This window comes from Plantactinospora sp. B5E13 (assembly GCF_039871775.1).
Classification (GTDB): Bacteria; Actinomycetota; Actinomycetes; order Mycobacteriales; family Micromonosporaceae; genus Plantactinospora.
In genome coordinates, this window is the sequence record NZ_JBDPLT010000007.1 from 230,247 (window position 1) to 249,387 (window position 19,141).

The following is a 19,141-nucleotide window of genomic DNA, read 5'->3' on the forward strand; positions in this document are numbered from 1 at the left end:
TACCCGGCGGGTTCCGGTCGGCAGATCCGTTGGTGGGCTGCAACACATGGCTTGACTTGAAGCGAACTTCACGTCGTTCCCTCGTGAGCATGGCAGATTCGATCCTCGACGAGACCTACGATCGGCTCCGGGACAGTGGCCCGGAACGGGACGGCTGGTTGTCCAACCACGCTCCGATGGCGGTGGAGGTGCTGGTCCGGCACGGACACGCCGACGCCGTACCCGGCTGGCTGGAGTCCTACGCGGACCGGTTGGAGATCCGACCACGAGGCATCGCGGCGATCGCCCGGGACGAGTGGCGTGACCCGCTCGGCGACCCGACCCGTACCGGTGACTGGCTGGACTACTTCGTACGGGAGCTGGCCGGAGATCCGTGGCGGGAGGTGTTGACCCGATGGTGGCCGCGGTTGCTGCCCGGGATCGCCGCCGGTGCCACCCACGGGGTGATCCGGGTGGGGCACGCCGTCCGCGCCCTGCTCGACGCGGAGAGCCCGGCCCGGGTCGCCGAACTCGGCGCCGGGCTCGCCTACTGGGCCGCCCGGTGGCAACCTTTGGCCCCGCCCGGGGTGGGACCTTACCGGGGCGTTGATCCCCGGTCGGCGCTGGACGCGGTGCCCCGGGTGCCGGACCAGCGGTTCGGCATCCGTGCCCGGCTCGCCCAACTCGCCGACCTGGACGGCTGGCCGTCGGCCGCCGGCGCCGTACCGGATGGCGAGGCGGAGACGGTGTCGGCCCGTCTCGCCGCGATCGTCGGCGCCGCCGTCGCCCGGTACGCCACCCACGGCTACGGCAACCCGGTCATGTTGGTGCACGCCGCCACCGCCCCCAATGCCGTCCTGCGGGTGCTGCCCGCCCTGCCGACAGCCCTGTGGCAGCCGAGCCTGCAGGCCGCCTGGGCGGCGACCGCCGCGGTCACCGCCGCCTACGGGCCGGCCGAGGCGCGCCCTACCGACCCGCCCCGGCCGCTTCCCGATCTCGCTCAGTTGGTGGAGCGCGCGGTACGTACCGGTGACCCGCACGCGATCAAGTTCGCCGACACGGCGATCGACGCGTACGCCCGCCGTGCCGAGGACACTCTGCTCGTCGCCGCCCTGTACGCGGTGGACCGGCTGGGCGACGGCTGAGTGTCGGAGGTGCCGGAACCGGACCGCCGGGGCTACGGCGCCGAGCCGCGTACCGGGCCGGCGCGGGCGGAGGCGGTGGCGACCCGACGCAGTCCGGGCAGCGGTTCGACCGGCACCTCGACCTGGAGGTGCAGGTCGAACCCGTCGAGCCCACACGTGGTGATCCGGGCGCTGTTCGCTGCGGCGATCGCGGCAGCCCGGGCGCAGGCCGCCGGTTGCCCGTCCAGGACATGGGCGGCCCCGGCGAGCGCACCCAGATCGGCGGCGACCCGGGCCTGGTGCCGGGCCACCCGGGCGGCGCCGACCCCCGACGCGCCGATGCTGACCAGTACCAGCACCAAGCCGGCCACCAGCAACCACAGGCTGGCGCTGCCCCGCTCCCCCTTCACGCGTCGGCTCCGTCCCGTCCCCGGAGGCCGTTCCCAGCCACCCGCCGGGCGTCGACTCCAGGTGGCCGTCCGGCGTCGGTTCCACGCCGCCCTCGTACGTCGACTCCAGTCGAGGCCCCGGCCGGTATGGCGTCCACCGGACGGGCCGAGCCCGCGAACGGGTGCCCGGGGTGGTCGTCGCAGGTGGCCGGGAGATGCCGCCCGGTTCCGGTTCGGCGGGCGGGTCGAGCCGTGCCCGGGGGTGGCGCCGACACCGGTCATGACACCGGCTCCGGTGCGCCGGGCTCCACTGCCGCCACCGCGGATGCGCTCACCGTCAACCGGGGCAGTCGGGCGCCGAGAGCGCGAACCGGCGCCCGTACGGTCGCCACCACCCGGTCGCCCTGGACGGTGATCGATACGACGGCACCGGGTGGTGCGGCGGCAAGCCCGGCGGGCGTGCCGGGTGCGCCCCGGGAGGCGGCCAGCGCCGCCTCCCGGGCCGCGTCCACACACTGGCCCTTGGTCAGCACCGCGTTGACTGCGGTAAGGCCGGCAAGCAGTAGCAACAGCAGCGCCGGCAGGCCGGCCGCCAGCTCGGCGGTGAACGAGCCCCGGTCGCGGCCGTCCAGCCGGCGCCCGGTCACTTCAACGCCCGGTCGATCACGGCGGCCAACGCCGCCTGGACGTTGCCCGAGGTCAGGACCTTCAGCAGCAGCCCGGCGAAGGCGACCGCCGCCAGCGTTCCCACGGCGTACTCGGCGGTGTTCATCCCGGCGTCGCCCCGCAGCCGGGTGATCAGTTTGCGTAGCATGCGACAGGTTTCCTTTCTATCCACGATGGTCACAGCACGTCGCCGAGCACGGCGACGATCACCGGCACCAGGCCGGCGAGAATGAAGGCGGGCAGGAAGCAGAGGCCGAGTGGCAGCACGATCAGTACGCCGGCCCGCCGTGCCGCCGCCTCGGCGGCGGTGGCCCGGTCCGCCCGGAGGTCGTCGGCGAGCCGGGTCAGTGCTCCGGCCAACGCGGCGCCGCTGGCCGTGGCACGGACCGCTGCCCGGGCCAGCCGCTCCCCGCCGGGTACGGCGACCAGCCCCGACCAGGCTTCTCCGGCATCACCGCCAAGCCGCAGGGTCCGACCGACCTGGGCGAGCCGCCCGCCCAGGGGACCGTCGAGGGCCTGCGCGACCGCCGAGACCGCATGGTCGACCGGTGCACCGGCCCGTAGCGCCGCGGCCAGCAGGTCGGCGGCGAGGGGAAGGTCGGCGGCTTCACGCATCCGGCGTCGCCGGGCGGCTGCCGGTTCGAGCCGACGCAGTGACCGGTCGAGCAGGACGGCCGTCACCACGCCGACCGGTACACCGGGCCACCCGCCGAACAGCACCCCGGCCGTCAGCCCGGCGAGCCCGCTGACGAGCCGGACCGGATCCGTCAGGCGCGGGCGCCTGCGGCCGGTCGACATCGCGCCGGTGCGCGACACCGGATTGAGAGCCGGCAGCGACCCGGTGCGCACCGCCGAGCTGACAGCCGACACCGAACCGGCGGCCGGCTCTGGCTGACCGAGTGCCGCGAGGCGGCGCCGTGCCCGCCGGTGGGACGGCGTCACCGCCACCGTGGTGAGCAGGAGGACGCCGACCAGGGCCAGCAGTCCGTGAGCCTCGGTGGTCATGCTGTCGCCCGGCCCGATCCGCCGAGCCGGTCCGCCCAGACCAGACCGCCGAGTTGCAACGCGACGGCGGCCACCGCACACCCGGCCCCGACCGGGGTGTGCAGCAGGATCCGTACCGGGTCGACGCCGATGCCGTACCCCAGGGCGATCCCGCCCAGCGGCAGCACGGCGAGCAGCCAGCCCGTCGCCCGCGCTCCGGCCGCCTGTGCGTCGGCCGCCGCCAGGCCCCGGTCCGTCGCCCGCGCGTCGGCCTCGATCCGTTCGACCAGGTCGGCCAGGGGTGCACCGGTCTGCTCCGCCAGTCGCACAGCGGCCCGGGTCAGCTCGGTCAACCGGGTCGCCGGCTGGTCCGCGTCCGCCCCTGGCGCCGGCAGCATCACCGGAGACAGCCCGGCCCGGAGGTCGGCGGCGAGCGCGCACAACCCGTCGAGCTGCTGTCGGCGTACCCAGCGGGTGTGGCGGGTGGACCGCCGTCGGAGCAGGCCACGTACCGCGAGCCCGGTGTAGGCGCCGAGCAGCACGGCGGCGACCGGGCCGGCGACGAGCGCTCCGGCCGACCCGCCGAGGATCGCCCCGAGCAGGACGAGCCGCCAGGCCGCGACCGCGCCGAGCCACCGGTCGAGCGCCCGCCGCCAGCGGCCGTCGCCCGCACCGGCACTGCTGCCGCGGCCGGTGGCGCCACCGGTGACGCTGACGACGGCAGCGTCGGCAGATGTCGCGGCGGGCCGGTCACCGGCGGCGACGAGGGTCCGATAGCGGGATCTGACCCGGCCGCCCGACCAGACGACCAGGAACGCGACGCCGGCCACGCAGGCGGCGGCGAGCCATCGGTCGGTCACGGCGCCCCCCGGGTGATGCCGGGGCGTCCCGTGGTCGGCCCCGGGTCACGGGTGCCGGCGAGCAGCGGCGGGACCGTTACGCCCCGCTCGGCGATCAGGGTGGCCAGCGCCGGCGCCGCCGGCCCGGGTCCACGCTCCCGGCTCCACGCCGGTACGACGGTGACGAGCCGGTCGGGCCCGGCCGGCAGCAGCAGGCAGATCGCCTCCAACACCCGGCCGGCGCCACCCCTGCGGACCTGGAGCAGCACCTGCAGCGCGGCGGTGACCTGGGCGTGCAGGGCCGCCCGGGGCAGTCCACCGAGCAGGCCCAGCGCCTCCAGTCGCGCCGGTACGTCCGCCGGGGTGTTCGCGTGCAGGGTGCCGGCCCCACCCTCGTGTCCGGTGTTCAGGGCGCAGAGCAGGTCGACGATCTCCGCGCCCCGGCACTCGCCGATCACCAGCCGGTCGGGACGCATCCGTAACGCCTGCCGGACCAGGTCACCAAGGCCGACCGCACCCGCGCCCTCCACGTTGGCCGTCCGGGCCTGCAGGCCGACCACGTGCGGGTGCACCGGTCGCAACTCGGCCGCGTCCTCGACCAGCACGATCCGTTCGGTCGGCGGCACCAGCCCGAGCAGGGTGTTCAACAGGGTGGTCTTACCGGAGCCGGTGCCGCCGATCACCAGATAGGCCAGCCGGGCGGCGACCACCGCGGCGAGCAGTTCGGCGGCCGGGCGGTGCAGCGTGCCGTGCCGGACGAGTTCGTCGAGGGTGAACGGCCGCTGTCGAAAGGTGCGCAGGGACAGGTAGGGCCCGGTGGTGGCGACCGGGGGTAACACGGCGTGCAGCCGGGTGCCGTCCGGCAGCCGGGCGTCGACGTACGGGCTGGCCTCGTCCAATCGGCGGCCACAGGCCGCGGCGAGTCGCTGTGCCAACCGGCGTACGTCGTCCGGGCCGCCGAGCGGGACCCGTGCCGGGCACAGTCCGGCGCCCCGGTCCACCCAGACCTGCGCACCGTTCACCAGTACGTCGGTGACCTCGGGGTCGGCCAGCAGTGGGGTCAACGGACCGGCGCCGGCCAGGTCGTGGTGCACCCGGGTGGCCATCCGCAGCACGGTGGTGTCACCGAGCACGGCGGCACTCGGCTCGGCCCGGACCGCCGCGACGACGGCGGCGGGGGTGACGTTCGTACCGTCGGCGGCAAAGCGGCGGCGGACCCTGGCCGCGAGTTCGTTGCCCGGATCGGCGCGGATGGTCATCGGCTGCCCGCCCGGGCCCCGACCGCACCGGTGAGGTCGGTGATGATCCGGGTGCAGAGTGAGGCCAGGGGGCCTCGGCCGTCGCCGGTCGGCGCCTCGCCGCGTTCCAGGTTGCGGCACAGCCCCGGCTCCGGGCGCAGGGTGCCGACCAGCGGCAGGTCGAGCGCCCGGGCGACCTCCCGGGGCTTGAGTCGGCCGGGCGCCGGGCCCCGGACGATGACCGAGAGGTTGGGGCAGTGCAGTCCGGCGACCGCGGCCACCCGGGCGGCCGCGGCGGTGGCCCGCAACTCGGCCGGCACCAGGATGAACGCCTGGTCGGCGGACTGCAGCGCGATGACGGCCGGATCGTCGAGTTGCCGGGGCAGATCGACCACGACCACGTCCCGGCCACGCCGCCCGGCGTCCATGGTGGCCGCCATCGCCTCGGTCGGCAGGGCGAGCGGATCCCCCCGGTCCCAGGAGAGCATCACCAGGTCACCCCGGCCGGGCAGGGCCCGGACCAGTGCCGGTGCGTCGACCCGGCCGTCCGCTTCGGTCAGCGCCGGCCAGCGCAGCCCCTCCACCTGCTCCCAGCCGAGCACCAGGTCGAGGCCACCGCCGAGCGGGTCGGCGTCGACGAGCAGGGTACGCAGCCCGAGCCGGGCGGCGGTGACCGCGAGCCCACCCGCCAGCACACTGGCGCCGGCGCCGCCCCGGCCACCGATCACCGCGACGATCCTGGCCGGGCCGCCGACCCCGCCACGGCCGACCACCAGACCCTCACCGAACCGGTCGACCAACCACGGCTCGGCCGCCGGCAGCAGGGCGACGTGTTCGGCCCCGATCAGTTCCGCGACCTCCCAGCCGACGTCCGTCTGTTCGGTCCGGCCGACCACGACAACCCGGGGCCGGCGCGGCAACCTGGCCCGCAGGCACGCCTGCGCCTGGTCGCCGCCGACCAGCACCAGCGGCGCGGCCGCCCAGCGGGCCCGGGCCGCCGCCGGGTCGGGGACCACCTCCACCTCGGTACCGCCGGCGGCGGCGAGCCGGAGCAGGTCATCGAGCAGGGTGCTGTCCGAGGTCATGACCAGGGGAAGCCGTGGCCCGGCCGGGACCGGCGTACGGGGTGACATCAGGTCCTCCTGCGGTGGATTCCGGTTACCCCCGCAACCCTGGCCGCCGGGCCGGGCCCGCCGGATGCCTGATTTCCGGCGCTGTGGATAACCGGCCCGGCTGTGGAAAACCTCCGGACAGCGTGCCGATCTGCTATGGAAAGCCGGTCATTCCATCATCATTCAGGCATCGGTGACAACGGCCGCACGAACCGCCGGACGGAGATTCCGCACGGCCGAAGCTCGGGGCGGACCGGCAGGTGGGCACGTCATATCGGGACCGGGGCCGGGTACCCGAGCGGGGCAACGGATCGCTCGAGTCGCTACCGCAGCGGACGCTGTGGGAGGAGGAGCCGTCATGGCCCAGTCCGTCAGCACGGTGGTACTGGAACCTGCAGCGCAGGAACTGGCCCGGATGACCGCGAATCCGCCGTTCCCGTACCAGCTCGGCCCGGAGAAGGGCCGGGCCAACCTGGCCAAACTGCAGTCCACCAACATCCCGCGTCCCGAGGTCGACATCGAGGACATCACCGTCCCCGGCGGGCCGTCCGGCCAGGTTCCGGTCCGGATCGTCCGTCCGAAGGGCGCTGCCGGGACCTCCAGTGGCGGAATCGGCGGTACGCTCCGCGGCCGGATCCGGGCCGCCGCCCAGGAGATCATCCAGCCGAAGGGGACCGGCGGGATGATTCCGGTGGTGCTCTACCTGCACGGCGCGGGCTGGGTCTTCGGCGACTCCCTCACCCACGACCGGCTGATCCGGGAACTCGCCGTGCAGTCGGACTCCGCCGTCGTCTTCCCCGAGTACAGCCGGGCGCCCGAGGCCCGCTATCCGATCGCGCTCGAGGAGTGTTACGCGGTGGCACAGTGGATCGCCGCGCAGGGCGCCGAGTACGGGCTCGACCCGGCCCGGATCGCGATCGCGGGTGACTCGGCGGGTGGCAACCTGGCGACGGCGCTGACGATCCTGGCCAAGCAGCGCAACGGCCCGCGTTTCCTGCAGCAGGTGTTGCTCTATCCGGTGACCGACGCCAACTTCGACACCCCGTCGTACCGCGAGTTCGGCAGCGGCTACCACCTGGACCGCGAGTCGATGATGTGGTTCTGGGACCAGTACCTGCCGAACCAGGTCGAGCGGGCGAATCCGCTGGCCAGTCCGTTGAATGCCAGCCCCGAGCAGCTCCGGGGCATGCCCCCGACGTTGATCACCACGAACGAGGCGGACGTGCTACGCGACGAGGGTGAGGCGTACGCGTCGAAGCTGCGCCAGGCGGGCGTGCCGGTCACCCAGGTGCGCTACCAGGGGATCATCCACGACATGGCGATGCTCGACTCGCTGGCCGACACCCAGGCGGCGCGGTCGGCCACCGCCCACGCCGCGCTGGCGCTGGCCCGGGCCCTGCACCGCGCCTGACCGCACGTTCCGTTCCCACGGGCACGGCGCGCTCCGCCGATACGGCCCGAGGCGCCACAGGTCGACGCCGGGTGGTCCGCGACGGGCCGGGGGCGCCGGCAGGCAGAAACCTGAGCGCCACGTCGGCGGCGGACCACTATGGTGTGTCGATCAACCGACGAGCCCGGGGGAACGATGGAATTTTCCACTGCCACGCCACTGCTCCTGGCGGTACCGGAGGTTGTCATCCTGATCGCCGGGCCGGTCTGGCTGCTGGTGTGGCGGCGACGGCTGCCCCGCCAGGCGGTTGTCCTCGCGGTCGTCGGTTGCGGACTGATGCTCGCCACACCCCTGATCCACATCGGCTGGGTGCTGCTGTGGCCCACGCTCATCGGTCGTCAGTCGTTCGACCTGTTCAACCTCTCGGTCATCACGATGGTGGTCAACGGGGTGGCCACCCTGATCTACCTCGCCGCACTCACCCTGCTGATCGGGGCGGTGCTCTCCTGCCGGGGTCCCCGCACCACCCCGAACGACGGCTTCGACGCCCTGGTCGCGGGGCAGCCGGTCGGCGCGCTGGTCACCGACCAACCGGTCAGCGGCCCGGTCGGGAATGAGCATGCCGCCGCGCCGGTTCCCGCGCAGCGGACGGGTACGACGGGGTTCACACCGCTCTCGGGTACGACGGAGTTCGCGCCACCGTCAGGTGTGACAGTTCCCGGCGCCGACAAGCCCGATCACGGCTCCTGACCCTCCGGGGGTCACCCCGTCGTCAGGGCCGTGGACGCGGACGGGTCCGACTCGTCCGACGGGCGCGAATCATCCGACGGCTCCGGAACGTCCGACAGCGCGGAGGGGCGCCATCCCTCACTGTCCCCGACCACCTCCGCACAGCCCGCGCAGAGCTCCAGTTCGCCGTCGTCGGTAATGACCGTGCAGCTGGCCGGCGCGTCCCCACACACCTCGCAGTCACACACGGTGCCACCGTTCACCGGGCCGCCGGTCACCGATTCGCTGCCCGCCGAGTCGTTGCCCACCGTGCCACCGTTCACCGGGCCACCGTTCACCGTGTCACTGCTCCCGTCCGTCGTACCCCCGAGGTCGGAGGCTGCCGGGCCACCGCCCGGCACCGTACCGGCGGGCCGGGGTGTCCGTCGGGTCAGTCGGCTGAACAGCCCACCCCTCGGCGGCGGTAACCGGCCGGAAATCGGTCCGAGTTCCTTTCGAACACTTTCCGGCACTGACCGTCGTCTGAGCCGCCACTCAACGAACAACACCGTTCCCACACCTTGCCAAAGGCTGTACGGCGAAACATATGTCCAGCTCAGGACACATATGATCTCGCCTCGTGTCGCACATGCGCGCGACATCCAGCTGAGGTAGGGAGCACAATGCTCAGAAGAACGCGATGGCTGCTGGCCGTCGCCGTCACGGCCACGACGCTGACCGCCGTACCGGGCGGCCCGGCGATGGCCGAGCCCGGAACCGCCCCGAACGGGAGCCGCTCGGCGGCCCCGGACAGTGGGCGGACGTACACCGTCACCCTGCTGACCGGCGACGTGGTGACCGTACGGACGACCGGGTCGGGTTGCCCGCAGGCCACGGTGCAGCCGGTCGATACCGGTACCGTGATCCGGCAGAACTGTGGCCCCGACGGGCACCTGCACGTCGTACCGGCCCGGATCGCGGCCCAGGTCGGCTCGGTCCTCGACCCGGACCTCTTCGACGTCACCGCGCTGATCGCGGACGGCTACGACGACGCCAGCACCACCGAACTGCCGGTGATCGTGCAGCCGGCCACCACCGCAGCCCGGGTAACCGCGCTGGGCGACGTACGACAGCTCCCGAGCATCGGTTCGGTGGCCGGCCACGTACCCAAGAAGAGCCCGGCCACCGCGAAGCAGGCGACGAACTCGCTGCTCGCCGGGGCCGCGAAGGTCTGGCTCGACCGCCGGGTCCGGGCCACCGGCCTGACCAGCGGCACAGTCCGGGCCGGAGGCGCCCGCCAGGGCACCCTGCTCGGCGAGGACCGGCCCGGCACCGGCCACGGCGGCGGCGACCGCGACCTGGACCGCAACCTCGAGCAGATCGACGCGCCGCAGGCCTGGAACGCCGGCTGGACCGGCAAGGGCACCCGGGTCGCGGTCCTCGACAGCGGTGCCGACTTCACCCACCCGGACCTGGTCGGCCGGGTCGTCGACCACGCCGACTTCACCGTCGAGGGCGGCGACGCCGTCGACCACAACGGACACGGTACGCACACGGCCTCCACGATCGCCGGAAGCGGCACCGCCGCGCACGGCCAGCGTCGCGGTGTCGCGCCGGACGCCCAGCTGGTGATCGGCAAGGTTCTCGACGACGCCGGCTTCGGCAGCGACTCGCAGATCATCGCCGGCATGGAGTGGGCAGCCCAACGGGCCGACGTGATCAACATGAGCCTCGGCGGCGAGGAACCGGACGACGGCACCGACCCGCTCTCGCTCGCCCTCGACAACCTGACCCGGCAGTACGACACCCTGTTCGTCGTCTCCGCCGGCAACAGCGGCGGCCCGATCTCGTCGCCCGGCTCCGCCACCACCGCGCTGACCGTCGGCGCGGTCGACCACGACGACAAGCTGGCCTACTTCTCCAGCCGGGGACCGCTGGTCACCAGCAACGTGGCCAAGCCGGAACTGGTCGCACCGGGCGTGGACATCGTCGCCGCCCGGGCCGCCGGCACCGACCTGCAGGACCCGATCGACGAGTACTACGAGGGTTCCACCGGCACCTCGATGGCCGCCCCGCACGTGGCGGGCGCCGCCGCCCTGCTCGTCCAGCGGCACCCGGACTGGACCCCGGAACAGCTCAAAGCCGCCCTCGTCGGCGCCGCCGACCCGCTGCCCGGCATCGACCCGTACGCGGTCGGCGCCGGCCGGCTCAACGCGGCCCGGGCCCTTTCCGGCCCGGTCAGCGACCAGCCGGTGGTCAACCTCGGCACGTTCCGCTACCCGCAGTCCGGCGCCAGCGAGACGAGGCTGAGCTGGACCGGCGAGAACACTCCCGGAACGGTCAAACTGGACCTCGACGTCACAGTCGCCAAGTACGACGGCAGCCCCGCCCCGCGTGGCACGGCGAAGCTCGGCACCGACCGGATCACCCTCAAGCGAGGTGTCGCCGCCGGTACGACGCTGCGGCTGGACCGGGCGGCGCTGGCCGCCAAGCCCGGCTACTACATGGCCACCGTCACCGCCCGGGGTCCCGGGCACCGGCTGGTCTCGACCACACCGGTCAGCTTCTACGTGGAACCGCGCAGCTACGACCTGACGGTACGGACGAAGCCGGTGCCGGGCGTGACCGAGGGTGTGGACACCTGGATCGGCACATCGATCACCAACCTCGACGACCCGATGCTGTACGCGGGCGGGATCTTCACCGCCGGCCCCGAAACCACCACCCTGCGGGTTCCGGCCGGCCGGTACGCGGTCACCGGCGCGTTCACCACGTACGACGTCGCGGCGGACCGGCAGGAGGGGGTGATCGTCGGCGAAACCGACGTCGCCGTCACCGGCGCCCGGACCATCACCCTCGACCCGGCGAAGGCGAAGCCGGTGACCGCGACGATCGACGGGGTCGCCACGAAGCAGGTCGACACCTTCTTCACCTACCTCCAGACCAGCCGCAACGGCCTCAGCTGGTGGCAACAGATCTCCAGCTTCGGTGAGTCGGCGAAGATCTCCGTCTCGGCGTTGCCGGAGCCGGGCATCGGTTCGATGCGGGCGTACGGGAGCTTCGGGCTGGACTCGCCGGCCGGCGCCGCCGCCCCGTACCGCTACGACGTGGTCCACGAGTACACCCACGGGGTGCCGGCCGACCCGGCGTACCGGATGACCGCGAAGGAGCGGAGCCGGCTGGCCCGGATCGACGAGCGGTTCCACCAGATGGACTCGCCGGAGATGGTGACCTCGCTGCGTCGTACGGCGTTCGCGGAGGACGGGACGTTCCTCGGCCTCGGTCGGACGTACGACCTGCCGGCGACCCGGACCGACTACGTCTCGCCCGGCTACCTGTACGTGCACGAGGGGATCTACGGCGGCCTCGTCGCCCAGGAGCAGGCGCGTGGCTACCAGCCCGGCAGCCGGCAGACCGAGGTCTGGGCCCGGCAGCCGCTGCACTCCGACTGGGTCGACAGCATCGTCGACAACGTCGGCGTCCCCTGCGCCACCGCACCGTCCCGGACCCGGGGCAACCTGCACGTGGACCTGGTCATGCTCACCGACCGGCACCAGCGGGCCGACTGCCTGCAGGCGGGGACGGTCGGGGTCAAGCGCACCCTCTCGCTGTACCGCGACGGGAAACTGGTCGACGAGCGGAACGCCTCGGTCGCCGAGTTCACCGTGCCGCAGGCCGCCGCCGACTACCGGCTGACCCTGGACGTCGACCCGAGCCTGATCCTGCCGTTCTCGACCCGGGTCACCACCGACTGGACGTTCCGGTCCGCCGGACCGACCGGAGTGGAGAGTGTGCCGCTGCCGCTGCTGGCGGTCGACTACGTCCTGCCGTTGAGCACCGCGAACCGGGCCACCGGTGGCACGGCCAGCTTCGCCGTACGGCAGACGAAGGGCGTGCCGGCGCAGCAGGTGACGTCGTTCCAGCTCTGGACGTCGACCGACGACGGCGGCACGTGGCAGGCGGCCCGGGTCGTCCGCGACGGTGACGACTACCGGGTCGAGTTGCCGAAGGTCACCGCCGGCCAGGCCGTGTCGCTGCGGGTGAAGGCCGCCGGCAACGGTGGCAGCGGTATCGAGCAGACGATCATCCGGGCGTACCACGCCGGTTGACCGTCCCCGGTGCCGGTGCGGCCCGACCCACAACCGTCGGGCCGCACCGGCACCACCTTCTTCGCCCGGCTCAGGTCGGCTCAGCCCGGCTCCGGCCGCACCGTCGGCCACTCCGGAGCGAGGACGGAGTAGAGCAGCGAGTCCCGCCAGGCGCCGTTGGTGTGGACGTGGTCACGCAGGCGTCCCTCGTACCGCATGCCGAGCCTGCGCACGACGGCGATCGAGGCCGCGTTCTCCGGCCCGACCGCGGCGGTGATCCGGTGCAGGTCAAGGGTGTCGAAAGCAAAATCGATCAGGGTACGGGCCGCGTCCGTGGCGTAACCGCGTCCCCAGTGGTCGGCGTGCACGGCGTACCCGAGTTCGGCGGCCCGGACCCCGCCGAGCGCCAGCCGGACGAAGCCGACAAGCCGGTCACCGGAGTCGGTGACCGCCAGGTAGTACTCGGTACGCGGCTCCGCCTGGGCCCGCAGGATCGCCCCCTCCAGCATCGCGAGGGTCTGGATTCGGTTCCGTACGTCGAACGAGAGCCAGCGGGTGACGCGCTCGTCCCCGTCGATCGCCAGGGCGTCGTCCACGTCGCCGGGCCGGAAGTCACGCACGCCCACCAGCTGGCCGCGGAGGCGGATCGGGTACATTCCCCCATCCTGGCCCACGTTGTGCCGGGGCGCGTGCCGGCACGGCGGCCCGCGCTATCGGGAGGACGGGCATGACCCAGCTGCGGCACAGGTTCGGGGTGACCGACGACTCCGGGTTCCTCGCCCTGGTCGACCATCATGCGTACCCGGGCTTTGTCGACAAGGACTGGACGTACGACGCGCTGCTCGCGCACTTCCGCGCCGCCACGGAACAGCGTTCCCTGCTGCTGTGGGAAACCGGCGGTGAGGAGAGCTGGACCGTGGAGGTGGTTGTCGACGGGCCAGCCGCGCCAGCGGGCTTCCGTCGGACGGCGGGGACCATCCGGGTGACCGCCGGGCAGCTTCACCTGGTCAACTACGAATCGCTGACGATGGCCGCCCAGTTCGACCATGTACGCCTGCCCGAGCCACACCTGTGCGACCTCGTCTTCGACCTGCCGAACGGAGAGTACGGCTGCGAGATCGTCCAACTGGACGACCCGGACGCGGACTCCGACCACGCGCCCGACCCGGACCAGCCGCACTTCGTCGTCAGGTTGACCGCCGACCCGCAGGCCGGGTAGCCGCACCACGGCGGAAACAAGATGCTCGACGGGTCCGGAGTTTGGCAGGCTGCCGACATGGACATTCGGCTCGAACCGTGGTCGGAGGCGGCGCTCGACCTGCTGCGCCGGATCAACACCCCGCAGATGCGTCAGCACGTCGGTGGCCCCGAACCGGAAGAGAAGCTGATCGCCCGGCACCACCGCTACCTCACCCTGCCGACAACCGGCCGCGGCTGCATGTACGCCGTCCTGCTGGGCGACGAGATGGTCGGCAGCATCGCCTACCACCGGCGCGACTGGCAGGGTCGGCAGATCTTCGAGACCGGTTGGAACGTGCTGCCGCCCTTCCAGGGTCGGGGCATCGCCGCTGCTGCCGGTGCCGCCCTGATCACCATCGCCCGGGAGGCTGCCCGGCAGGCCGACACGCCAGACAGCCTGCACGCGTTCCCCTCCGTCGAGAACGTCCCCTCCAACGCGCTCTGCCGCCGCCTTGGCTTCACGCTTGTCGGCCCCTGCGATTTCGAGTACCCGCCGGGCAGCGGCTCCCTGATGCGCAGCAACGACTGGCGCCTCGACCTCGTCCGCGCTGAATCAGGATTGCTCTCGGTCGGTGACCGCGCAGACCTGTGCCCCACACCGCCGGCCGGTTCGCCCGTACGGTGGACGGCACGGCAGAATCCGCGGAGGGGGCCGATGGCGGATCATTCGCCGGGCTCGGAGCAAAAGCCCACAGAGGCACCGGAACGGCCAAGGGCCGGCCCGGGCCTGGCTGAGGTGCCGACAGCCGACGGCCGACCTGGTGGAAGTTACCGACCGGACTCCCAGGTAGGTCTTCCGCTCCCCCCAGGCGTCCACCATCGATGCCCGGAGTGTCGCGGCACTGCGCGACTTCCAGGCATGGTGAAGACCACCGGCATGGGCAGGGGCGCGGGAAGCGCCTACGGACCGTGCCCGACCTGCGACGGCGTGGGATACCTCGTCGATGACGACCTGGCTGACTGATCGCGTTCAGTGTCCCTGACAGACGGCAGCAGGGGCCGTCCAGCTTCGGGCAGCGGTGATCAACCCCGCAGTTCTGAAGGCCTTTCGTGGGTGCGGACGCTCATGGCCGGTGAACGGGCCAGCGACCGTAGACAGGTCCTCGTCCGCGCGGTCGCTGTCCGCCAGGGCCCGTCCGGCCGCACCGGTCCAACTGAGGCACCCTGCCCAGGTGTGGGAGACAAGCAGCGCTGCGCCGGACAGGAACTCAGTAGACCAGTGGCCGAATGAGTAGCCACGTTGGGCGCCGACGAGTAGTCACACCCGCCGGCAGGCAGCCCAGAGCGCCGCCACATCCCCCGGTCCCGTCCGCGCCACCCGCCGGCCACGCAGCCGGTCAGCCACCGCGACTCTGCCGGTACGGTCGCTCGCCGGTACCGCCACGCCCGCGTCCGGCAAATCCGTTCCGATGTACTCGATAACAGCGTGACCTGTATGAATGCGCTTGCGCCGGACAAGCGACGACCCCCGTCGGGGGGAGAGTGACCGGCCGTAGTGCCGAATGTGATCGAGTGCCGTACCGCGTGGTCAGACGGGGTGGTCGTGCCGCCGAGCATGATCGTCTTCGGCCGCGCGGTACGGCGTTCGCTGACGTTTTGCTGACTCTGGGCGGCGTGACGGGTCAGCCTCAAACCACGTCCCGGAGTCGCTCTCGCGCTCGATCGACCAGTTCCCTGTACGTCGGTGACAACGGCTCGACGAGTTCTCGTTCGAGAAGGCAGACCAGGTTCCACAACGCTCGTTGCTCGGCCTGGTCCTCCACCACGTCGCCGAAGTCGTTCGACTGGCCGTCCGTGCGAGTCAGCCAATCGAAGAGCACGAGCGCTTCGTCACGGCTGAGCCTGAGAACCACGTCGTCACGATCCATGGCGACACGATACGGGCACCGTCAGTTTGGAAGATCGTTTCCGGCTGTCCGGGTCTGTCCGGAGTGCCTGGTCAGCGGCGGGGTGGTGGTGCCCGGTCCTGCCCGCTGGTGACCGTCTACGGCACCGGCTTATGGCCCGTGAATGGCCCGACGCCGTGGGGCGGGTGGTCGCGGACCGGAGGGGATTTGAACCCCTGGTGGGGCATGGCACGCCAGTGGCCCCACGCGCCTCCCAGCCACGGCGCGTGCACCAGACCGACTCGGGACGCTGCGATAACCCGGCTCTGCCACCGGTCCAGCACACATCTTGCACGTCAGCGCTGAAACGGGAGACCGACTTTGGCCGTGCTTGGCGCGCGGCCAACCGGCGCCGTACGGCTTCCCGCCCCGGCCTTCGGGCCGGGGCGGGCTTGCCGTGGCGCCGGGGTACCGCGCGCCTGGACCACGTACACCGGTGGCAAGCCGCGAAGCGGCGCGGCAGTCGATCGCCCCGCCCTCGACGGCGGCCAACCACCCACGCGATCGGCCCAGCTCGCCCCGTCGTACCGCTCTGGCACGCTCTCGTCATGCCCGAACGCCCAACAGCCAAGTGGCGCCGCGACCGCGATGAGCAGAGCGCCGAACTCCAAGCCGGGACGTTGAAGAGAGACGAAGCCTGGGCTCTGTCCCTCTACCCCGATGCGATTATCGTCGCCACAGACTCCGCGCTGACCGACTTCGACGAGGCGCTCACGCGGATCGACCACACATCTGATACCGCCGTCCTTGGAGCAGTGCAGCAAGTCGTCCTTGCCCTCAACCGCGTCGACGCGGATCCGACAAGCCGCTCCTACGACACAGACGATCGGGAAGAGCTGTGCGAGTACATCGACGATGCGCTCACGAGCGCTGGCGTCGATGTGGAAGCCCTCGCCGCCAGGAACGGCCTACGGCGCTGGGCGATCACCGACCGCTGGCGTGAGTGGTAGTCAACGCTCTCGGGGCTGCGCGCTGAGGACGGTGGAGGCCGCCGTGGGGCCGGCGGACGACCCCAGTGCGCTGCACTTCGCAGAGGTACGCAGCGCTGGTCGAGATCATCGGTATCGCCTGTCATGTGATTGACGACTGATCCCGGCCTGCCGCGCGGGCCGATGCCGGCCGGAGGCCGCCAGCAGGCCCAGCGCGGGCAGGCCGGTGCGCCGCGCTTGCGCGGCGCCTTGATCCTAAAGAGAGTGTTTCGGCAGTGCACGACATCCCGTTACTGTCGTAGCGGAATGTTAGGCGGCAGAACAGACCAACTGCTTAGAAGACGGCTTGACCTTCACTGTCTGTAGCTCCGGTGGGCGCATGATGTCGGCGAGGCGACGCTCGGGCGGCACAGCCTGTCCGCTGTTGACCGTAGGATCGGGCACGCAACGGGCACGCTGACGAGCGTTGTCAAGATCTGGCTCGACGTCTCGTTTACAAGCTGTGTGCGCTCTGTACGGCGCTGTCCATCTGAGTTCTGACCGGGTCGATTTCCATACGGCACTCGCGCTGGCCGTCCTCGTCATCGCCAGTTGCTGTCACCGTTGCCGTCGACAGCATCGGCGCCCTCGCCTAGCAGGTTCGCCAGGTTGTTCAAGGCGGGCACGTGACCAGCGTCGATGGCCCGGCGGTACAGCGCCTCAGCCTCCTCATCCCGACCCTGCCTGGCCAACAGGTTCGCCAGGCTGTTCAGGGCGGGCACGCGACCGGCCTTGATGGCCCGGCGGTACAGCGCCTCAGCCTCCTCATCCCGACCCTGCCTGGCCAACAGGTTCGCCAGGTTGTAGGGGGCGGCCACGTCACCGGCCTTGATGGCCCGGCGGTACAGCGCCTCAGCCTCCTCATCCCGACCCTGCCTGGCCAACAGGACGGCCAGGCTGTAGAGAGCAGGCACGCGACCGGCGTCGATGGCCCGGCGGTACAGCGCCTCAGCCTCCTCATCCCGACCCTGCCTGGCCAACAGGTTCGCCAGGCTGTTCAGGGCGGACACGTCGCCGGCGTCGATGGCCCGGCGGTACAGCGCCTCAGCCTCCTCGTCCCGACCCTGCTCGTCTAGCAGGTTCGCCAGGTTGTAGGGGGCGGCCACGTCACCGATCTCGATGGCCCGGCGGTACAGCGCCTCAGCCTCCTCATCCCGACCCTGCCTGGCCAACAGGAGCGCCAGGCTGTAGACGGCGGCCACGTCACCGGCGTCAACGGCCTGGCGGTACAGCGCCTCAGCCTCCTCAATATCGCCACGCTTCATCAGCAGGCCGGCAAGGTCGAACAATGCGTGTAAGTCACCTGCGCTCGCGGCCCTGCGGTAGGAGCGCTCAGCCGCCACTACCTCCTCGCTCCAGCGCTCAACCTTCGAGAGCAACTGCTGCGCTTTCTCTGCCGCATACCTCAGGTCAAGTGAGTCGATCCCCTCAATGTCACCGTGCACAACCGCATTCCGGGCGCGAACCGCAATGTCGAAGCTAATAATGTCGGCATCCCCCCAAACTCCCATCTCCAACATGATCTTCCGGACTTGCCGCAAGGAGATGGCACGTGAAGTTTGAGGAGATCTTTCAGTGTCTCGTCCATGGATTTTCAGTGCAAGCTTTTCTATGGACGCGAAAGCTCGAATAAGACGTATCGCTACTTGTTCCCTAGTCTCTTCCGGCTCAAGCGTCGACTTGATTCCACGACTACCAATGAGCAGAGAATAAGCCGCAACAAGGACGCCCAGAAGCCCGGCAATCCAAGACGATCGTTCCAACAGTGTCAGATCTGCCGTAACGAGGTTAGCAAGCAACGGGACGAATACTACCAGAATAACGGTCGTAATAACCGCGAGAGCCCGATACTGCCACGGTCTTGTCACTTCATCCCCCGCTTCGCTAGGTGAAGGATGCAGACGGCGGCACACAAGGCCAATGTCGCGAACGCCGCAATTTGAAGCGGACTATGCAAGTAGCTTCCCATCACGCCTGTCGCACCAGAGAACATGGGACTACCGGCGAGCGCATAGGGATCAAACGGACTCCGCTTCCTCACCTGCAGGGCCACTTTTCTATCTAATGCCTCTTGGGCTCGAATTACGGCAGATTCTGTAATTTCTGTGCTGCTGGCACCCGGCGCCCTCTCGGAGGCCTCTTGATTGGCACTCTCGATAGCGAGCCTCTCTGAATACGTTTGAACCGCTCTCGCAAAAGCAAGCTGAGCAGGTCGATACGCGCCATCCAGCGACACCCTAACGGGTATTACGATGCCTGTGCCACTTCGTATAGCCGAGTGAGGGGAGACGATATTCTCCCCTGTCAGGTGCAGTTCCTCGCTGGTGTCACCGCTCGCCATGCGAACCCTTCCTCTGCGGGGAAGCGGCCTTCACTATATGAGGAGCGGGATGACCACCGCACCTAGGCCGTGTGTCATAAGTGCCCTGTGGTCCTGGCTGTGAGGTAGATCGGCTGGGCGTGTCGGTGACCGGGATGCGGTGAGGTCTCCGGTAGATGGGTTATCGACCAAGACAACCATCTGCACGGAG

The 19,141-nt window shown here is 71.1% G+C and carries 17 protein-coding genes and 1 tRNA gene; 7 read left to right on the plus strand and 11 right to left on the minus strand.

The annotated features are described in order from the left end of the window. Nucleotides 1-89 precede the first annotated feature (89 nt). The gene (locus tag ABGB05_RS09565) at nucleotides 90-1,124 is read left to right on the plus strand and encodes a questin oxidase family protein (protein WP_347652845.1); all 1,035 of its coding nucleotides are present in this window, start codon (nucleotides 90-92) and stop codon (nucleotides 1,122-1,124) included. Nucleotides 1,125-1,156: 32 nt separating this feature from the next. On the opposite strand, the gene ABGB05_RS09570 is transcribed toward ABGB05_RS09565, so the two are convergent. From ABGB05_RS09570 to ssd, 7 genes are all read right to left on the minus strand, one after another. Beyond that, a complete protein-coding gene (locus ABGB05_RS09570) occupies nucleotides 1,157-1,513 on the minus strand; it encodes an Rv3654c family TadE-like protein (protein WP_347652846.1) in 357 nt (118 codons plus the stop codon). A gap of 257 nt (nucleotides 1,514-1,770) precedes the next feature. Continuing rightward, nucleotides 1,771-2,139 carry a TadE family type IV pilus minor pilin gene (locus ABGB05_RS09575; protein ID WP_347652847.1) on the minus strand — a complete coding sequence of 123 codons (369 nt, stop codon included), beginning with the start codon at nucleotides 2,137-2,139 and terminating at the stop codon, nucleotides 1,771-1,773. Continuing rightward, nucleotides 2,136-2,306 carry a DUF4244 domain-containing protein gene (locus ABGB05_RS09580; protein ID WP_347652848.1) on the minus strand — a complete coding sequence of 57 codons (171 nt, stop codon included), beginning with the start codon at nucleotides 2,304-2,306 and terminating at the stop codon, nucleotides 2,136-2,138. Before ABGB05_RS09580 ends, ABGB05_RS09575 begins: the two co-directional genes overlap by 4 nt. A 29-nt stretch (nucleotides 2,307-2,335) precedes the next feature. After that, nucleotides 2,336-2,956, minus strand: a complete 621-nt coding sequence (locus ABGB05_RS09585; RefSeq protein WP_347652873.1) for a type II secretion system F family protein — start codon at nucleotides 2,954-2,956, stop codon at nucleotides 2,336-2,338. Between the two features lie 203 nt (nucleotides 2,957-3,159). Next, the gene (locus tag ABGB05_RS09590) at nucleotides 3,160-4,002 is read right to left on the minus strand and encodes a hypothetical protein (RefSeq protein WP_347652849.1); all 843 of its coding nucleotides are present in this window, start codon (nucleotides 4,000-4,002) and stop codon (nucleotides 3,160-3,162) included. Next, nucleotides 3,999-5,240 (minus strand): TadA family conjugal transfer-associated ATPase, encoded by a 1,242-nt coding sequence (locus ABGB05_RS09595; RefSeq protein ID WP_347652850.1) that lies wholly within the window; start codon nucleotides 5,238-5,240, stop codon nucleotides 3,999-4,001. Before ABGB05_RS09595 ends, ABGB05_RS09590 begins: the two co-directional genes overlap by 4 nt. Next, nucleotides 5,237-6,304, minus strand: coding sequence for a septum site-determining protein Ssd (ssd, locus tag ABGB05_RS09600; protein ID WP_347652874.1), 1,068 nt, complete (start codon nucleotides 6,302-6,304; stop codon nucleotides 5,237-5,239). Before ssd ends, ABGB05_RS09595 begins: the two co-directional genes overlap by 4 nt. Nucleotides 6,305-6,689: 385 nt before the next feature. Between ssd and ABGB05_RS09605 the strand changes: the two genes are divergently transcribed. The 3 genes from ABGB05_RS09605 (at nucleotide 6,690) to ABGB05_RS09615 (ending at nucleotide 12,538) form a co-directional block, all read left to right on the plus strand. Further along, the gene (locus ABGB05_RS09605; RefSeq protein ID WP_347652851.1) at nucleotides 6,690-7,742 is read left to right on the plus strand and encodes an alpha/beta hydrolase; all 1,053 of its coding nucleotides are present in this window, start codon (nucleotides 6,690-6,692) and stop codon (nucleotides 7,740-7,742) included. 174 nt (nucleotides 7,743-7,916) lie between these two features. Beyond that, entirely contained in the window at nucleotides 7,917-8,471 is a 555-nt protein-coding gene (locus ABGB05_RS09610) for a hypothetical protein (protein ID WP_347652852.1), read from the plus strand. Nucleotides 8,472-9,112: 641 nt separating this feature from the next. Next, complete coding sequence (locus ABGB05_RS09615; protein WP_347652853.1) at nucleotides 9,113-12,538, plus strand: S8 family serine peptidase; 3,426 nt, start codon at nucleotides 9,113-9,115, stop codon at nucleotides 12,536-12,538. A gap of 80 nt (nucleotides 12,539-12,618) precedes the next feature. Here ABGB05_RS09615 and ABGB05_RS09620 read toward each other — a convergent pair whose 3' ends face one another. Then, nucleotides 12,619-13,173 (minus strand): GNAT family protein, encoded by a 555-nt coding sequence (locus tag ABGB05_RS09620; protein ID WP_347652854.1) that lies wholly within the window; start codon nucleotides 13,171-13,173, stop codon nucleotides 12,619-12,621. Nucleotides 13,174-13,244: 71 nt separating this feature from the next. Here ABGB05_RS09620 and ABGB05_RS09625 point away from each other — a divergent pair, with 71 nt between their 5' ends. Together ABGB05_RS09625 and ABGB05_RS09630 are read left to right on the plus strand one after the other, a co-directional pair. Continuing rightward, nucleotides 13,245-13,736 carry a hypothetical protein gene (locus ABGB05_RS09625; RefSeq protein ID WP_347652855.1) on the plus strand — a complete coding sequence of 164 codons (492 nt, stop codon included), beginning with the start codon at nucleotides 13,245-13,247 and terminating at the stop codon, nucleotides 13,734-13,736. Between the two features lie 57 nt (nucleotides 13,737-13,793). Further along, the gene (locus ABGB05_RS09630; protein ID WP_347652856.1) at nucleotides 13,794-14,720 is read left to right on the plus strand and encodes a GNAT family N-acetyltransferase; all 927 of its coding nucleotides are present in this window, start codon (nucleotides 13,794-13,796) and stop codon (nucleotides 14,718-14,720) included. A gap of 664 nt (nucleotides 14,721-15,384) precedes the next feature. On the opposite strand, the gene ABGB05_RS09635 is transcribed toward ABGB05_RS09630, so the two are convergent. Both ABGB05_RS09635 and ABGB05_RS09640 read right to left on the minus strand, forming a co-directional pair. Beyond that, nucleotides 15,385-15,624, minus strand: coding sequence for a hypothetical protein (locus ABGB05_RS09635; RefSeq protein WP_347652857.1), 240 nt, complete (start codon nucleotides 15,622-15,624; stop codon nucleotides 15,385-15,387). A 171-nt stretch (nucleotides 15,625-15,795) separates the two neighbouring features. Further along, nucleotides 15,796-15,921, minus strand: a tRNA-Thr gene (locus ABGB05_RS09640). A gap of 269 nt (nucleotides 15,922-16,190) precedes the next feature. On the opposite strand from ABGB05_RS09640, the gene ABGB05_RS09645 reads away from it, so the two are divergent. Continuing rightward, a complete protein-coding gene (locus tag ABGB05_RS09645) occupies nucleotides 16,191-16,592 on the plus strand; it encodes a hypothetical protein (RefSeq protein WP_347652858.1) in 402 nt (133 codons plus the stop codon). Between the two features lie 560 nt (nucleotides 16,593-17,152). Here ABGB05_RS09645 and ABGB05_RS09650 read toward each other — a convergent pair. Further along, nucleotides 17,153-18,409 (minus strand): tetratricopeptide repeat protein, encoded by a 1,257-nt coding sequence (locus tag ABGB05_RS09650; protein ID WP_347652859.1) that lies wholly within the window; start codon nucleotides 18,407-18,409, stop codon nucleotides 17,153-17,155. Nucleotides 18,410-19,141 lie beyond the last annotated feature (732 nt).

Coding starts and splice junctions, on each gene's coding strand:
- ABGB05_RS09565 (WP_347652845.1), top strand. CDS start 90: ATGGCAGATTCGATCCTCGACGAGACCTACGATCGGCTCCGGGACAGT.
- ABGB05_RS09580 (WP_347652848.1), bottom strand. CDS start 2,306: ATGCTACGCAAACTGATCACCCGGCTGCGGGGCGACGCCGGGATGAAC.
- ABGB05_RS09585 (WP_347652873.1), bottom strand. CDS start 2,956: ATGTCGACCGGCCGCAGGCGCCCGCGCCTGACGGATCCGGTCCGGCTC.
- ABGB05_RS09595 (WP_347652850.1), bottom strand. CDS start 5,240: ATGACCATCCGCGCCGATCCGGGCAACGAACTCGCGGCCAGGGTCCGC.
- ssd (WP_347652874.1), bottom strand. CDS start 6,304: ATGACCTCGGACAGCACCCTGCTCGATGACCTGCTCCGGCTCGCCGCC.
- ABGB05_RS09605 (WP_347652851.1), top strand. CDS start 6,690: ATGGCCCAGTCCGTCAGCACGGTGGTACTGGAACCTGCAGCGCAGGAA.
- ABGB05_RS09610 (WP_347652852.1), top strand. CDS start 7,917: ATGGAATTTTCCACTGCCACGCCACTGCTCCTGGCGGTACCGGAGGTT.
- ABGB05_RS09615 (WP_347652853.1), top strand. CDS start 9,113: ATGCTCAGAAGAACGCGATGGCTGCTGGCCGTCGCCGTCACGGCCACG.
- ABGB05_RS09620 (WP_347652854.1), bottom strand. CDS start 13,173: ATGTACCCGATCCGCCTCCGCGGCCAGCTGGTGGGCGTGCGTGACTTC.
- ABGB05_RS09625 (WP_347652855.1), top strand. CDS start 13,245: ATGACCCAGCTGCGGCACAGGTTCGGGGTGACCGACGACTCCGGGTTC.
- ABGB05_RS09630 (WP_347652856.1), top strand. CDS start 13,794: ATGGACATTCGGCTCGAACCGTGGTCGGAGGCGGCGCTCGACCTGCTG.
- ABGB05_RS09635 (WP_347652857.1), bottom strand. CDS start 15,624: ATGGATCGTGACGACGTGGTTCTCAGGCTCAGCCGTGACGAAGCGCTC.
- ABGB05_RS09645 (WP_347652858.1), top strand. CDS start 16,191: ATGCCCGAACGCCCAACAGCCAAGTGGCGCCGCGACCGCGATGAGCAG.